The following is a 15824-nucleotide window of genomic DNA, read 5'->3' as shown; positions in this document are numbered from 1 at the left end:
CTGGTTAGTTTATCCGTGTAGATTTGTGTTATCTACCCTCAAAAACAGTTTTTAGCCACAGAAGGATAAAGAAGTATTCTTGCCACAGATATGTACAGATAACACAGATCTACACAGATGTCCGGTATGTCCCGAAGATATTTTGGATTTCACCTGTTCGACAGGCTTGAACTCTGCGCATGCACTTATAGGACGAGTTTCAAGCATAGACTCTTCTACTGAAAACATAATTAACTAATTAGTTAACAACAGCTATTTTGCAAACGGGTCCTTTCTCCCCTTCACTGGTGGCAATCTCAACCATGTAGACACCGCTTGCCACTCTTTTCCCGTTACGGTCCAGCCCATACCATTTGTATTGTCCATTGGCAGCGGTACCTTCATTGACAAGAGAGCCGCTGCTTGTTACAATCTTGACGGTTGCTCCGTTCTCCAGTCCTGTAATAGTGACGGCTCCCTCGTATCCTGGACGCACAGGGTTAGGGTAAGCCCATACATTGTCTTTTGTCATTCCATTACTGTTGTCGGCAAAGTTAGCCGTATAGGTGCATAGCCCCAAGTCGGTTCCTATATAGGTCTTTCCCGTGGCCTCATCGCAGGCAAGGGAAAGGATGTTGTCAGACAAAAGCTGACTGTCCGACTTAGTAAAATGAGCCAGTGTCGTGATGTTGTCGGAATCGATAACATACAGGCCGTTTCCGTTGGTTCCAAACCATTTCCTGTTGTTTTTGTCTATTGCCATACAGTTGATATCTACTCCTGAAAGCAGATAGTCAGCATAGTTGGTACCGTCGTTGCGTGGCACTTTGACCTGAGTATATACGGGGCTTGTGGCAGTGATCTGGTCGGGTGTGAGCATTAATGGACCCTTGTCGGTACCTATCCAAATATTATTTTCCTTGTCTTCGGCGATGCAGCGTACATAATAGATGTTGCTTATTTCTGTGCCATCCTCGTTCACATAAGGTGCCACGAAATCATTGAGTGCATCCGTAGATGTCTGATAAGCATAAAAAGACGGAACAGTCCAGTGGTTGTTGACAAACCATGTCAATCCGCGGCTGTCAGTCATTAATCCCTTCATGGCTCCTAAGCTTTGAGGATCATTGAAAAGATATTTAAGTTTCATCAATTCATTATGTGGATGTGACACCCATTGTCCGTCTTTTGTATATTCAAGGATAGATTGTGTGGGAGCCTGACTGTTCAACGCCCATAAATTACCGTCTTTGTCGTACATGACGCTAAGGATGAGCTCATAATCCTGGCTTTTCTTATCGAACCTCTCTATGGGGGAATTCCGGTGATTCCATAGTTTGACGAAGTTTCCATTCTCAAACTCATAGATACCGCTTCTTGCGCCTGCCATGACGTGGCTGTCATCACGGGGGTCGATGTCAAGACTTGATATGTCTTGATAATTTATACCTGTTGCAGGGGCAATGTCGTCTTGATAAATAGTCCATTTGTCATCGTCAAGCACTTGTATGCAGCCCGGCTGATAATTGAAAGCACCATTGCAAGAATAAAGTTTGCTGTTGTGTATTTTCAGGAAGCTGAAGTAATTGTATTTCGGCCCGTCGGGTTTCATCTTGTTGACGGTGGCAAGCAGTCCGGCGTCTATGGTCTTTGTCCGTGCTGTATAATCGCCAATGCGTGTCCATTGGTTGGGATTGAGAAGGTTGGAAGAGAGGGCTGCACGGTAAAGTCCTTTCGTGGAGCTTGCCGCATAGATGTAGTTGTTGTCGGTATAACAATAATCCACACGGAACCCAAGCTGATAGGTATCAGAAAAGGATGCGTCGGCGACATTGAGTTTCACAATGCCAAAGCCTGTGGAGAGATAAGCGTAACTGCCGGAAATATCCACACTGTAAACAGACTTATCCACAGTCATCGAGGTGTTCATATAGGCCGGCATATTGACAACATTGCCATTTGCAGAAAGCAGGTCGATGTTGCAATCATGATAGACAATGACAAGGCTATGTGCAGCCTTGCACCAGGCAATATGTGCGATGCCACAGTCGGAGAGCACGGTCGTCTTGTCGTAAGTCTGTACGTCATTGTCTCGCGTATTGTAACTGAAGAGCCCACCGGATGCCAATACGTAGAGCATGCCGTCGTTGGCTTGCTCTATCTCCTCAGGCTCATAATAGCTCAGATAGGCCTTCCACTGAGCTGTGGCTCCGCAGAGACAAGTCATCCACAACAAAGTGCACAAGATGATTTTTCTTCCTGTCATTGGCTATAAATAGAGTTTCACTAAGAATAATGCATCTACACGGAAAATATTCTTCGTGGACAGTCATTCGTGGAGGAGCCAGTCGGCGAGTTTCTTTACAGCCTTTGCTCTGTGGCTGATCTTGTTCTTCACCTCTTCGCCGAGCTCGGCGAAGCTCTTGTCGTAACCATCGGGAATGAAGACTGGGTCATAGCCGAAGCCCTCCGTACCATGCTTCTCATAAGCTATACGGCCTTCCACGACACCTTCGAAGCGATATTCGCGGGAGCAGACGAGGTTGCCGCCTTCCATCTGGATGAGCGAGATGACAGTGCGGAAACGCGCCTTGCGGTTCGGATTGTCGCCGAGCCTCATGAGCAGTTTCTTCATGTTGGCCTCACTGTTATGGTCCGTGTCCTCCGCGTAACGGGCAGAGTGGACACCGGGCTCACCATCGAGCGCATCGACCTCAAGCCCCGTGTCGTCAGCGAAGCAGTCGACATGGTAATGGTCAAAGACATACTCTGCTTTCTGATGAGCGTTGGCCTCAAGACTGTTCCCCGTCTCGGGGATGTCCTCATGACAGCCAATATCTGAGAGAGAGACAATATCAAACGACGGACCGAGAATCTCACGGATTTCCTGTAACTTGTGTGTGTTGTTGGTCGCGAATACTATCTTCATTTTTTTCTTTTTTCCCTATATTTATTTGTTTATTCTTTGGCAATTTTACCTTTACGTGGTCGAAGCCTTCACCGTAGACACCAATGACGGAACTCTGTGATACGAAGGCATCGGGATCTATCATCTTAATAATGCGGAAGATAGGTGTAGATTCGCGTTTGCGCGCAAGAATACAAAGCACTTTCATGTCTTGTCCTGTGTACCATCCGTGGCCGTCGAGAATGGTGATTCCACGATCCATCTGTGTGCCAATGGCATCGGCTATCTCTTTACTTTTCTTTGAGAAAATCATGAATTGCACTGATTCACGCTGCGCGTTCATCACATGGTCAAGCATGAAATTCTCTATAACCATTGTACAGAGACCAAACATCACTTTATGCAGCCGTCCTAATATATCGCCGAATTGAGGGAAGAACATACAACTGCCGATGATACAAAGGTCGATAGTTAACAATACCTGTCCCAGCGAGAAACTGTAGTACTTGTTGATTGATGCTGCAATGATGTCCGTACCGCCTGTCGATCCGTTGTTAAGGAAGACGATAGCCAGTGACGTTCCCGTCAGCATACAACCCATCATCAGCGACATGAAGTCCTGATTCTCACCTAATATCTTCACGTAGTGTCCTGCCGCGTCAACCGGCATAAGCTTTTGCGCGAACCATAACATGAAATAAAGCAGGATAATGGCGTAAATGGTCTTCATCAGAAACTTCAGGCCAAGAGCTCGTAATCCTACAATCAACAGGACAATGTTGATGATGAGATAGGTGTTTTGAATAGGGAAACCAGTGGCATAATAGATTACAGCAGCCATACCGGTGACACCTCCCGTCACAATTTCGTAAGGTAGCAGGAAAAGCGTATAGGCAAAGGCATAGAGGCATACACCAAAAGTGATGCCTGCATAGTCTTTGGCTTCGTCAAATATTAATCGCTGGTTGATGGTCATATAATAAAATGTTTATTTCACTACGATATTGATGATACGCCCCGGCACTATGATGACCTTGATCACCTTCTTGCCTTCCATGTACTTGGCGCAGCGGTCGTCGGCGAGCGTCTCTTTCCCAATGGTGTCCTTGTCGGCATCGGCGGCGAACATCTTCTGGAAACGGGCCTTGCCATTGAAACTCACCGTCATCTGCATCTCGTTCTCCACAAGATATCTCTCATCCCATGCAGGCCATTTGGCGTCGCATACTGTTGTGGTGTTACCGAGCTGATGCCACAGCTCCTCAGCGATATGAGGAGCGAAAGGAGCGATAAGCACGACGAGGTCGGAGAGCAGCGTGCGGTTGTGGTACTTCTGCTGACCCAGTTCGTTGACACAAATCATGAACGCAGAGATAGACGTGTTGTAAGAGAACATCTCGGTGTCCTGTGTCACCTTCTTGATGAGCTTGTGTACGCTCTTCAGACTGTCCTTACTTGGCTCTGCATCATCGACAAGGAACTTATCGGTACGGTTGTCCCAGAACAGAGCCCATAGCTTCTTCAGAAAGCGGAAGCAGCCGTCGATGCCGTTGGTGTCCCAAGGCTTCGAAGCCTCCACAGGACCGAGGAACATCTCGTACAGGCGCAGCGTGTCGGCTCCATAGTCGCGCACGATATCATCGGGATTGACGACATTGTACATCGACTTCGACATCTTCTCTATCGCCCAGCCACATACATATTTGCCTTCAGCACCGTCGGCTGACTTGCTGCCATCCTCGAAGATGAACTCCGCGTTGGCGTATTCGGGGCTCCATTTCTTGAAAGCCTCGGTGTCGAGAATATCGTTCTTCACAAGGTTGATCCATACATGGATAGGCGTCACGTCCTGATAGTTCTTACGCTGGCCGAAGCTGACGAAGACAGGCTTATCAGCAGTAGACAGTTCGTTGGCACGATAGACGAAGTTGCTTCTGCCCTGAATCATTCCTTGGTTGACGAGTTTCTGGAACGGCTCTTCCTCACAGCTCACACCATAGTCGTGGAGGAACTTGTTCCAGAACCGTGAATAGATGAGGTGGCCCGTGGCATGCTCCGTACCGCCGACATAGAGGTCCACATGGCGCCAGTATTCATCAGCAGCCTTGGAGACAAGGGCCTTGTCATTGTGAGGGTCCATATAACGGAGGTAGTAAGCGGAACTTCCTGCAAAGCCCGGCATCGTATAGAGGTCAAGGGGGAAGACGGTCTTGTTGTCTATCCTCGTGTTCTCCACAATCTGGTTGTTCACAGTGTCCCATGCCCATTTCTTAGCTCTGCCCAATGGAGGCTCGCCGTTGTCGGTGGGTTTATACTCTGTGATCTCAGGCAGCTCTACTGGGAGATACTGCCCTGGTACCATCCTTGGGATGCCGTTGTCGTAGTAGACGGGGAACGGCTCGCCCCAGTAGCGCTGGCGGGAGAAGATAGCGTCGCGCAGACGGTAGTTAACCTTCACGCGGCCGATTCCCTTCTCGGTAACAAACTTCTTCGTCTTGGCGATAGCTTCCTTCACGGTGCAGCCATTGAGCGAGAAACCGTCGATGCTCTTGTGACCCTCGCGCGGAGAGTTCATCACGATGCCTTCCTTGGCGTCGAAGCTCTCCTCCGACACATCGGCACCCTCAATGAGCGGTATGATGGGCAGGTTGAAGTGCTTGGCAAAAGCATAGTCGCGGCTGTCGTGTGCAGGCACTGCCATGATAGCGCCCGTGCCGTAGCCGGCAAGCACGTATTCGGAAATCCAGATAGGAATGTTGTCGCCTGTGAAAGGATTGACGGCATAGGAGCCGCTGAACACGCCCGTGACCTTATGGTCGCTCATGCGGTCAAGCTCTGTGCGGCTCTTCACATAGTTGAGATATTTGTCCACCCCGGCTTTCTGTGCCGCTGTGGTCACCTGCTGTACATACTCACTCTCGGGAGCCAGCACCATAAATGTGACTCCGAACATCGTATCGGCACGCGTCGTGAAGATGGTGAACTTCACGTCGGAGTCTTTCACGGAGAACTCCACTTCCGTACCCTCGGAACGGCCAATCCAGTTGCGTTGCGTGTCTTTGATACTGTCGCTCCACTGGATGGTGTCAAGACCGTCGAGCAGGCGTTGGGCGTAAGCTGATGTGCGGAGACACCACTGGCTCATCTTCTTCTGCACTACAGGGAAGCCGCCACGGATGGACACGCCTTCCACGACCTCATCGTTGGCGAGCACGGTGCCGAGACCCGCGCACCAGTTCACCATCGTCTCGCCTTTGAAAGCAATACGGTAGTTCATCAGCGCTTCACTCTTCTGCTTGTCGTCCATGGCTTTCCACTCAACGGCAGTGAAGCTGAGGGTATTGTCGCTCTGTGCCACGTTAAGCCCTTCAGTACCTTTTGTCTCAAGATGTTCGATGAGTTTGTCGATGGGTTGTGCTTTCTGAAGGTCGTTGTCATAGTAGGAGTTGAACATCTTCTCGAACGCCCACTGTGTCCAGTGATAATAGTGAGGGTCACAGGTCTTCACCTCGCGGTCCCAGTCGAAGGAGAAGCCTATCTTGTCGAGCTGCTCACGGTAGTGGTTGATGTTTTCGTTGGTGGTGACGGCTGGATGCTGGCCTGTCTTGATGGCATATTGCTCAGCGGGCAGCCCGTAGGCGTCGTAGCCCATGGGGTTCAGCACGTTGAAACCTTTCAGACGCTTGTAGCGGGCGTAGATATCCGAGGCGATATAGCCGAGAGGGTGGCCTACATGCAGCCCCGCACCGGAGGGGTAAGGGAACATGTTGAGGACATAGTATTTAGGTTTGTCGGGGTCTTCCGTTACCTTGTAGGTCTTGTCGTCAGCCCACTGTTTCTGCCATTTTTTCTCAATCTCTCTGAAATCGTAGTCCATTGCTTTGCTAAACTTATTATTTATAAGTGCAAAGATACAAAGATATTGGGAAATAATGTTTTAAGTAGCTTAAAAAACATGGTCGGACATATTTTTCATTCATTTCCAGAACGGCAGCACATCCATTCTGCCCTTACTGTTCTCAATGGTTCTCTCTTCATCAATATTCATTTTATTTTGTAATGATAATAAAATATCCTTGATAATTTTGCAGTTAATAAAATAAATATTAACTTTGCACCCGTAACCACCTGATGTAATATTGAATATAGATAAACATAAATGTCCACTGCATATTTCCTTCTATTGTATAAGGATGTGCAAGACACAGGAAAACAGAGCATTTTCCTGCAAAAAGTTATCAGATTGTTTGGTAGTTCCAAATAATTTGATAACACACACACACACACACACACACACACCACTACACTACAGGTGTAATCCGTGTTCTAATTATAAGGCTTTTTCACGCGCGCGAAACGATCCGCGCCAATCCAGCATGAGCAAGGGGATTCCGTAAGAAATCTTCTTGCAGGCCTTTCGTGGTTTGGCGTATTGGATTTTATGCGGAGCAGTAGTATGTTTATAACGTCTTTCCAACAGCACAATCATAAGGTTTACCGGTATCCATTATTGTAGGGGTAACGGGAGTAATAAGCATTTGTTTTAAAAAATAGGAATTACAAAATCAATTTCAAAATTCAACGATTATGAAAAAAGACAAGTATGTACAACCGATCATCGATGTAATCGAGCTTGACGAGGAAGAATCTCTGTTAGGTAGAAACAGTAATCCTACTACAGCGGGTGGCGGCCTTACACCTGGTAACGGAGGTGATTCTATTATGCACGCCAAAAGGTATCTCCCCAATGAGGAGGAAGAAATGGTAGGCAGTAAAGTGTGGAGGAAGCTTGGGAATTAAGAAGAAGCTCTGTCCGGATGCAGAGACGGACTTTCTAAAGTCTGTATCCGGGAGCTTAAACACTCAAGTAATCATTAAATCAATATCTTTAAGAACGGTACAACAGTAATGAATATTAGAAAGACATTTAGCATACAGGGTCTTTCCGGTATCCTAAGCATACTCGTGACTGCAGCCATCTTCACGGCTTGCACAAACGATGAGACGACAGACAAAGCTTCGGGGAAAGGGGCGCTGGTAAGCGGCTTCAACTTATCAGCTTCCCAGACATCTACGTCAGAAACGTTTATGACCAGAGCCAAGGTCAGCAGCGACGGAGCTTTCACATGGAATGTGGGCGACAAGGTCAGCGTCTTCAACTTCTCCACTTATTACACCTCTACGGCCGAGACTACGGAGGCAGGAGCCGAGACCCACTTTGAGGGACAGATGGTGGCAACGAAAGGCGACAGTATCGCCATGTTCTACCCTGCTATCAACGACGTGACCGTGAAGAGCGGCACAGAATTCGGGCAGCTGAACCTGGATATCAGCAAGCAGATGGGAACGCTCGACGACTTTGCAAACCGATTCTATTTTAAGTTCGGACTGGGCAGGGTAGACGATGTCAGCAACGGCATTGCGGCCGTGTCCGCCAAGCTTCAGGATCAAGTGGCGTTGTGCAATTGCAAGTTTACCTTCAAGCTCAACGGAGAGACATTGATGATGAAAGGTGTGAAAATAACCGGTGCTCCGTCCGTGGCCACCGTCAACCTGAGAACGGACAATCTCAACGGCAGCCTCACACCCTCCCACTCCACGCAAACCGATGTCATAGATGTTACCCCTCCGTCGGCCGACTCGGTTGCGGATATCGCCATGTTTCCCACTGGCGGACAGGAGGAAACCTACACTCTCACCGTGACGGGAGCCGACGGCAACACCTACAGCGTGAAGCAAGCAATGACGCTTGTGGCCGGGAAATACTACAACTACGTCATTGAGCTCGGTGAGGATGACACACCGGAATGTGATGACGTGAGATGGGCGAAGTCGAACTTCGTTCTCTATGACCTGTGTTACTCGTGGAACCGGTCGTCTTATGGTTTCTATTGCAGGCCGTGGAGCAGCAACACCACAAGACGTAGGGGCTACCGCGTGTGTGACACCTTCCGTTGGGGCGTCATCGGAGAAGCAGCCTGGAACCCTTGTGTGCCTTATTGCCCGCCAAGCGGCGACAGGGAGATCAGCGGTAAGATGTTTACCGACCCTGAGATGCGTCACGAGACAAAAGACTTCTGCAAGGCTCGCTATGGCGACATTGTCTATTGGGCAACCTGCGGCAAATTGCGTCTGCCCACAGCGAAAGAGATGACCAAGCTCTTCACAGCCCGCTCGTGGGAATATGGCATGCACGAAGACTACTGTCAATGGCCGGCCTATGGATTCATGTTCACCTGTCCGCCAAAGGGTGAGACACGGACCACACGCTACGATTACTGTTACCCCAAGCGGTTCTCGCGCTGGGACTTCGATAGTGGTATTTTCCTGCCCCTTGCGTCTTACCGCACCGGTGACGGCCGTTGGACCTGCGAGAGATATGTGTCTAAGTACATGACGTCGACGTTGGTCCAAGGCTGTGTGGACACATGGAGCTTCGGGCACAATGTGAACCCCGGCGGCAGTAAGACCGATTGGAAGACCGGCGCGAAATGCGATGCACGGACTCTCCGCTCGCGGTATTCGCCCTGTGAGTTTGTTCCCATACGTGCGGTGTATGTAGACAAGAAGTAATACTTTTGCAAAATGCCACTCTATAAATTCATGCAGATTTATAGAGTGGCATTTTACAAAACAAGGCCTCGGCAAATATATTTTAGCTGTGGAAAACATTGGAAAGGGCAGCAGGCGCCGGAATATTCATTTTATTTAATAGTCTTTCTATGCTCGTTCGGCAAATAGGTTGTAACTTTGTGCCATAATGAGAAGATTAGTCACCATACTGTTTCTTGTTTTCCCGCTCATGGCCATGGCGCAGAAGTTCAACAACGGTGTCAACCCCGAAGATATGGATGTTGACATGGACAGTCCTACATTCGTGCCAATGGTGAAGATAGGCAAGGTGAAGCAGGGAAAGGATTCCATCCAGTATGTGGAGTTGAACAATATCTGGGTGTATCCCGAACCCGTGTTTAAGAGTGCGGCTCAGCGTGCAGCTTATAACCGTTTGGTTTATAATATCAAGCGTGTGCTGCCCATCGCCAAGGAGTGCGACCGCATCATTATTGAGACGGGCGAGTATCTGGAGATGCTACCCAACAAGAAGGCGAAGGACGAGCACATGAAAAAGGTGGAGCAGGACATCAAGCGGGAATACACGCCCCGCGTGAAGAAGCTTACTTATTCTCAGGGAAAGCTCTTGATCAAGCTCATCGACCGCGAGTGCAACAACTCGTCTTACGACCTCATCAAGGCCTTCCTCGGACCCATCCGCGCCGGTTTCTACCAGTCGTTTGCCTGGATCTTCGGCGCTTCGCTCAAGAAGCAATATGACCCCAACGGCGCCGACCGCATCACCGAGCGCGTCGTCAGGCAAGTAGAGGCCGGACAGCTGTAATACGATAGGCGATGCTTACATAAGCGAAGCGGTTAATCATTCTTAATTGATGACCCACTGATGGAAGAACGTATCTTCCGTGAGGTATTTTTCTTTATCCTCTCTCAGCACGTTCTAATGTTGTGCGGTAGGCTTTGTTGGCATTCAGCACGCCGTGGCGGTAGTAACGGGCCACAAAATTGAGTTGTCGGTCATTCATCCATTGTCGTCTAACTTTTATCCATTCAGTTAGTGATACCACGACGCCTTGAACGACAGCCACTGCTTGGCCTGGTATTTCATGGCAAGGCGTGGGTTCACGGCGATGGTCGGTAATCGAAAGCTGTGCGATCATGGTCAACAAGAGACGAATTTACAGCTTCTTGAATTCAGTGTAAATCTTGTCGGCAGTCTCTTTCATCTCCTCTTCGGAGAGCTTGACATGCTTGTGGAAGTCCACATCAGCCTCAGAGTCGATGGGGATGAGGTGGATATGGGCGTGGTTGACATCCAGACCAAGCACCACCTGCGCCACTTTCTTGCAGGGAAAAGCCTTTCGAAGGGCGACGGCCACCTTTTTTGTGAAGACCTCAAAAGCGGCAAGGTCGTTGTCGCTCATGTCGAAGATGTAGTCAACCTCCTTGCGGGGCACGACGAGTGTGTGTCCTTTCTTTACGGGGTTAATGTCGAGGAAGGCGTAGAACCGGTCGTTCTCGGCACATTTGTAGCTGGGAATCTCTCCGGCAGCTATCTTACTGAAAATTGTTGCCATCGCTTATTCTCCTATACTTATTTCATCAATGCGGACGTGAATGGTGCCGCGGGGAATCTTAATCTCCACCTCTTCACCCACCTTCTTGTTGAGCAGCCCTTGTGCAATAGGCGTCTTGATGGAGATTTTGCCCAGCTTGAGGTTGGCTTCGCTTTCAGAGACGATGGTGTAGGTCATCTGCTTCTTGTTCTGAAGGTTGGTGATCTTCACTTTCGACATAATCTGCACCTCGTCGGTCTTCAGACGGCTTGTATCCACGATCTTAGCCTGTGCGATGGTGAGCTTCAGCTCATTGATTTTGGCTTCGAGCTGTGCCTGCGCCTCCTTTGCGGCGTCATATTCTGAGTTTTCACTTAAATCTCCCTTGTCGGCTGCCTCGGCAATGGCCGCAGAAGCCTTGGGGCGCTCCACAGACTCAAGTCTGCGTACTTCGGCTACGAGCTTGTCGTAGCCATCCTGTGACATGTATGCCATAATAAAACAGTATTAAATAACAGTTAATGTGTTAATAATTCTTATAGTAACAGGCAAACGAAAAAGAATACCGACATCCTGCTGGAATGTCGGTATTCCTTCTCTTAATCTTTCTGTTTATCCTATTCGTTGCAAAGTTAGTCCTTTCCGCCGATACGGACAAATTTTTTAAGGATTATTTCCAGAATATTTTCAGAAAGCCACTTTTGCGGTGAATGTCATCGTTCGGCCTGTTGCCGGATGCCGGAAGGTGATGCATCTTTTTCCATTATATGCAGGTATCGGATCGAGTATGCGTTGGCGAAGATAAGAGGAATAATTGATGTAGGCTATTTTTGGAGAAGATTTGTTTGCAGGTTAAAAGAAAAGTACTTATCTTTGCGAAAAACATAGGAAAGTTATGACGACATTACAACTCAACCAACAGCTCTTTCATGAACTGTCCATTATATCTCAAGACGAGAATAAGTTAAAGGAGGCGATTGCTGCGCTAAAGAACATCGCCCTTGGCATTTTGCCGGCTACAAATCAAAGTCCCAACAAGTCGGTTGTTCAAAAAAACAGTCAGACAGCTACCATGACGGATGATCAATGGGCGGCATATTTTTCAAATACTCCTGCTGTGGATATGCCATCCGATACGGAAACAGAAGAATTTGTAAAGAAAGGAAAAGGCAGAACCATTAAACAGATAGAGCCATGGCTGTGAAAAGATTCCGAAGAGGAGAGATCGTTGATGTGGATTTTTACTTTCCTGACAAAGATGTGACCTTACATCATCCGGGCGTTGTGGTGTCCTCACAAGAGTTACAAGAAGATGAGGATGGACTGATATACATCCTTTTAATATCATCAAAGAATATCCATCCTAAATACACGATAGAGCTTACAGACGAGATGGTGACCAAACCTTTAGGAAAACGGTCTTATTTTGTGACACATTTTCTAATGTACTTCTCTATAGAAGAGATCAATTTCTCTTATGGACGTGCCATTCGTCAGCCCTATTTAGACCAAGTGATATCCAAGACTATTGATAGTATTTTTGGTTGGGAAATAGCATAATTGGCCATAAAATAGAATCCCTCCAAATGTCAATTAGAACTTTGCTTTTGCGGTGAATGTCATCGTTCGGCCTGTTACCGGATGCCGGAAGGTGATGCTTTCAGCATGCAGACAGAGGCGATCGGCAGGTGTGCCATAGAGTAAGTCTCCCTTGATGGGGTCGTCGAGACCGAGGCCGTGTGCGCAATGAAGACGCAGCTGATGCGTGCGACCGGTCCGTGGCCATAGCCAGAGACGGTCGTCAGCCACCTTTTTATAATAAGTGATCGCCTCACGCCCATGGTCAAAGTCGACCATTTGCCGCGGGCGGTCGTCGAGGTCGGGGCGCAGGGGTAGCGAGATGATGCCTTCTGCAGGTGTCTCTGCAGGAAGCGGACGGCTCAGTACGGCGACATAGCGCTTGCTGATTTCGTGCCGGGCAAACTGCTGTTGGAGGTCATGATAGGCCGTCAGGGTCTTGGCAATGACCATCAATCCGCTTGTCGCCATGTCGAGACGGTGGACGATGAGCGGCGAGGCGCTGTCGGGATAGCGCTGCTGCATCAGTGCGAGCACACTTATGCGACTGCTCCTGCCGGGTACGGAGAGCAGTCCGGAAGGCTTCTCAATGACACAGAGATCGTTGTCCTCATAGAGTGTTTTTAGTTGTGTGGCCAGCCGATCATCCTCTTCATGGCTCTCCAAGGGGTTGGTATCGATCTCAATACCTTGCAGCATCCATCCGAGAATGGGTTTGCATTTACCGTTGCAGGCGGGATAGAACTGCAGATGATGGCGCACTTCGCCTTTCGGGCTCTCACCCCACCAGAACATTGCCATTGACCTCGGACGCAGCTCATGCTGATAGGCATATTGCAGCAACTTGGGCTCACAGCATTCCCCACTACCCGCCGGTGGAATCTCTCCACCGCGTATTTCTATCAGATTCCTGTGCTCACCTTTGGCGTTGAGCATGCGGAACCGTTGGAAGAGCCACCGCTGCAGGATGTCACTCTTCTGTCGACGCAGTGTCTTCAGGCTGTTAAGGTGATCGGTTTCTGCTTTTCTCGCTTCCTCCGCCTGTCGTTGTCTGACTTTCCAACGATGCAGTTCGGCATTCTCAAACTGCCGCCGGCGGATATACGCTTCATCGCTCTCGCCCTGGCGTTTTCCTTTCGTCGTGGTGGGACGGGGGTCTTCCGGCACCGGCTGCCCCTGTGAAGGCGCTGCCGCTTCAGGGACCAGAGTGCTGGAGAGTGCTGCAATCTCGTGATTGAGCTGTGTGATCTCAGCCTCGTGCCGTTTGAAATAGCCATTGGGCTGGAGGTAGTCGAAGACTGCTGGCACAAAATCCGGCCAGTCAGCACGCCCGTATATTTGTCCGCTGTATCCGGCAAGGTATTTGATTTGCTCTCCTTTGACGAAGCCAGTCTTACCATTTTCCACCACCAGGACGCCAAACATCTTTCCCTTGGCAATCTCTTGTCGAAAATGCTCATTGACGTGATGGTGGGAAAACGGCGACGGCTTGCCTTCCAGCCAAGTCATGAGTTGGCCGGCTGCAACGAGGCATTCGGGCGACGGCGTGTAGTAGAAAGGATTGTTCATGCAAAGAGCATGATGAGCGTCTGTGCTATCACGACCCTGACAAACATGCCGATGGGGTAGACCGAGGCGTAGGAGATGCTCGCCGTATCGCCCTTGCAGGTGTCGTTGGCATAGCCCAGAGCCATGGGGTTGGCCATAGATCCGCAGAGAATGCCACAGATGGTGCCGAAGTCGAACTTGTGCGTACGAAGGGCGATGATGCCGATGATAAGCACGGGGATGACAGTGATGAGAAAACCAATACCCACCCATGCCAGACCTTCGGGGCGCATAATGGTGGTCATAAAGTCCTTACCGGAGTCGAGACCAAGACAGGCAAGGTAGAGGGATAGACCGAGTTTACGCAACATGAGCGACGCTGACCGTGTAGTATAAGATATCATACGAGTCTTCGGTCCTAAGGCACCCACGATAATTCCCATAATGATAGGACCTCCGGCAATGCCCAGACGCAGACTGTTGGCCATGCCGGGGATGGAGATGGGAATAGTGCCGAGGGCAAGTCCAAGGACGATGCCGATGAAGATGCTGCCGATATTCGGTTCTTCCAACGTCTTCACGGAGTTGCCGAAGAAGTGTTCTGCATTGTCAAGATCTTCGTGTTTGCCCACGATAGTGATGCGGTCGCCGTATTGCAAACGCAGGTCGTCGCTGGCCAGAAGCTTGATGTCGCCGCGGACCACACGGCTCACATTCACGCCATAGGCTGCTCTCAGATGGATATCGCGCAGCCGTTTGCCGTTGAGACCGGCGCGCGTCACCACACAGATGCGGCTCTCCACTTTGGCGTCAATCGCATTCCAGTCGACATCGCTCTGGTTCCAGTCGTGATCCACGCGTTTGCCGAAGAGCAATTCCATGGATTTCTCGTCCTCCTTATTGGTGACCACGAGCAGCGAGTCGTTGACATGGAGCACGGTCTGGGCCATGGGCACGATGACCTCCTTGCCTCGCCAGATGCGCGAGATGATGAATTTAAGGTGTGTCATGTGTGCCAACTCGGCGATGTTCTTGCCTACAATGGCGGGATTGAGGGCAATGAACTGTGCAATATAGGTGTGGTCGTCGTCGGACAGCGGCTTCACCTCTAAGTCTTTTGGCTTTACAAAGAGTTTGCGGATGATGACCATGGCCACGATGACGCCCACCACGCCGAGCGGATAAGTCACGGCGGTGGCCAGAGCCATACTGCTGTTAGGCAGTCCGAGATGGGTAAGGGCCTGTGTGGCCGCACCGAGGGCGGGGGTATTGGTGGTGGCACCGCAGAGCAGGCCGACCATGTTGGACAGGCTCACACCCGTCAACGGGATGAGGACAAGCGAGAACAGTGTGCCGAAGACGATGACGGCAAGGCTCCATAAGTTCAGAGCCATGCCCTCGGAGCGCAGCGAACCGAAGAAGTTGGGACCCACATGAAGACCGAGGCAGTACACGAACATCGACAGGCCAAAGGTCTCAATATAGTCGAGAATGTTGTGGTCGATGGACAGTCGCAGTTCACCGGCAAGAATACCGATGAAGAACACCCATGCGATGCCGAGTGAGATGCCCCTCACTTTTATCTTTCCAAGGGCGAGACCCACGGCGATAATGATCGAAACGAGCACCACAGTCTGTATCGAAGAGTGGATGGTAAGGAGAGACGAGAAAAAGTTCATGGCCTG

The 15824-nt window shown here is 49.7% G+C and carries 13 protein-coding genes; 5 read left to right on the top strand and 8 right to left on the bottom strand.

The genetic code is table 11. The features are described 5' to 3' along the window. Positions 1-238: 238 nt before the first annotated feature. The 4 genes from porZ to leuS form a co-directional block, all read right to left on the bottom strand. Positions 239-2245: a type IX secretion system anionic LPS delivery protein PorZ gene (gene porZ, locus PREMU_RS02935; protein ID WP_223918544.1), complete on the bottom strand. Its 2007-nt coding sequence runs from the start codon at positions 2243-2245 to the stop codon at positions 239-241. Positions 2246-2308: 63 nt separating this feature from the next. Further along, complete coding sequence (locus tag PREMU_RS02930) at positions 2309-2908, bottom strand: non-canonical purine NTP diphosphatase (RefSeq protein ID WP_007573003.1); 600 nt, start codon at positions 2906-2908, stop codon at positions 2309-2311. Further along, positions 2856-3863 (bottom strand): YitT family protein, encoded by a 1008-nt coding sequence (locus PREMU_RS02925; RefSeq protein WP_007573001.1) that lies wholly within the window; start codon positions 3861-3863, stop codon positions 2856-2858. The genes PREMU_RS02930 and PREMU_RS02925 overlap by 53 nt, the downstream gene beginning before the upstream one ends. Positions 3864-3875: 12 nt before the next feature. Then, entirely contained in the window at positions 3876-6764 is a 2889-nt protein-coding gene (gene leuS / locus PREMU_RS02920) for a leucine--tRNA ligase (protein ID WP_007572999.1), read from the bottom strand. Positions 6765-7474: 710 nt separating this feature from the next. Here leuS and PREMU_RS02915 point away from each other — a divergent pair. The 3 genes from PREMU_RS02915 to PREMU_RS02905 all read left to right on the top strand — a co-directional run bounded on the left by PREMU_RS02915 (position 7475) and on the right by PREMU_RS02905 (position 10283). Then, positions 7475-7687 carry a hypothetical protein gene (locus PREMU_RS02915; protein WP_007572995.1) on the top strand — a complete coding sequence of 71 codons (213 nt, stop codon included), beginning with the start codon at positions 7475-7477 and terminating at the stop codon, positions 7685-7687. Between the two features lie 108 nt (positions 7688-7795). Next, positions 7796-9460, top strand: coding sequence for a fimbrillin family protein (locus tag PREMU_RS02910; RefSeq protein WP_007572994.1), 1665 nt, complete (start codon positions 7796-7798; stop codon positions 9458-9460). 187 nt (positions 9461-9647) lie between these two features. After that, the gene (locus PREMU_RS02905) at positions 9648-10283 is read left to right on the top strand and encodes a DUF4294 domain-containing protein (protein ID WP_007572993.1); all 636 of its coding nucleotides are present in this window, start codon (positions 9648-9650) and stop codon (positions 10281-10283) included. Between the two features lie 352 nt (positions 10284-10635). On the opposite strand, the gene PREMU_RS02900 is transcribed toward PREMU_RS02905, so the two are convergent. Next, on the bottom strand, positions 10636-11034 hold the full coding sequence (locus tag PREMU_RS02900) for an HIT family protein (RefSeq protein WP_007572991.1): 399 nt from the start codon (positions 11032-11034) through the stop codon (positions 10636-10638). Positions 11035-11037: 3 nt separating this feature from the next. After that, entirely contained in the window at positions 11038-11508 is a 471-nt protein-coding gene (gene greA / locus PREMU_RS02895) for a transcription elongation factor GreA (RefSeq protein ID WP_007572990.1), read from the bottom strand. Positions 11509-11908: 400 nt separating this feature from the next. Between greA and PREMU_RS02890 the strand changes: the two genes are divergently transcribed. Together PREMU_RS02890 and PREMU_RS02885 are read left to right on the top strand one after the other, a co-directional pair. Beyond that, complete coding sequence (locus PREMU_RS02890; protein ID WP_007572989.1) at positions 11909-12217, top strand: hypothetical protein; 309 nt, start codon at positions 11909-11911, stop codon at positions 12215-12217. Then, the gene (locus PREMU_RS02885; RefSeq protein ID WP_007572988.1) at positions 12208-12573 is read left to right on the top strand and encodes a hypothetical protein; all 366 of its coding nucleotides are present in this window, start codon (positions 12208-12210) and stop codon (positions 12571-12573) included. The genes PREMU_RS02890 and PREMU_RS02885 overlap by 10 nt, the downstream gene beginning before the upstream one ends. A 33-nt stretch (positions 12574-12606) precedes the next feature. Here PREMU_RS02885 and PREMU_RS02880 read toward each other — a convergent pair whose 3' ends face one another. Both PREMU_RS02880 and PREMU_RS02875 read right to left on the bottom strand, forming a co-directional pair. Continuing rightward, entirely contained in the window at positions 12607-14160 is a 1554-nt protein-coding gene (locus PREMU_RS02880) for an RluA family pseudouridine synthase (RefSeq protein ID WP_007572987.1), read from the bottom strand. Next, complete coding sequence (locus PREMU_RS02875) at positions 14157-15818, bottom strand: putative transporter (RefSeq protein ID WP_007572986.1); 1662 nt, start codon at positions 15816-15818, stop codon at positions 14157-14159. The genes PREMU_RS02880 and PREMU_RS02875 overlap by 4 nt, the downstream gene beginning before the upstream one ends. Between the last annotated feature and the right edge of the window lie 6 nt (positions 15819-15824).

Source organism: Hallella multisaccharivorax DSM 17128 (assembly GCF_000218235.1).
In the GTDB taxonomy this organism is placed as follows: Bacteria; Bacteroidota; Bacteroidia; order Bacteroidales; family Bacteroidaceae; genus Prevotella; species Prevotella multisaccharivorax.
The sequence above is the reverse complement of the archived record's forward strand: the minus strand, read 5'-3'. Positions and strand labels throughout refer to the sequence as shown.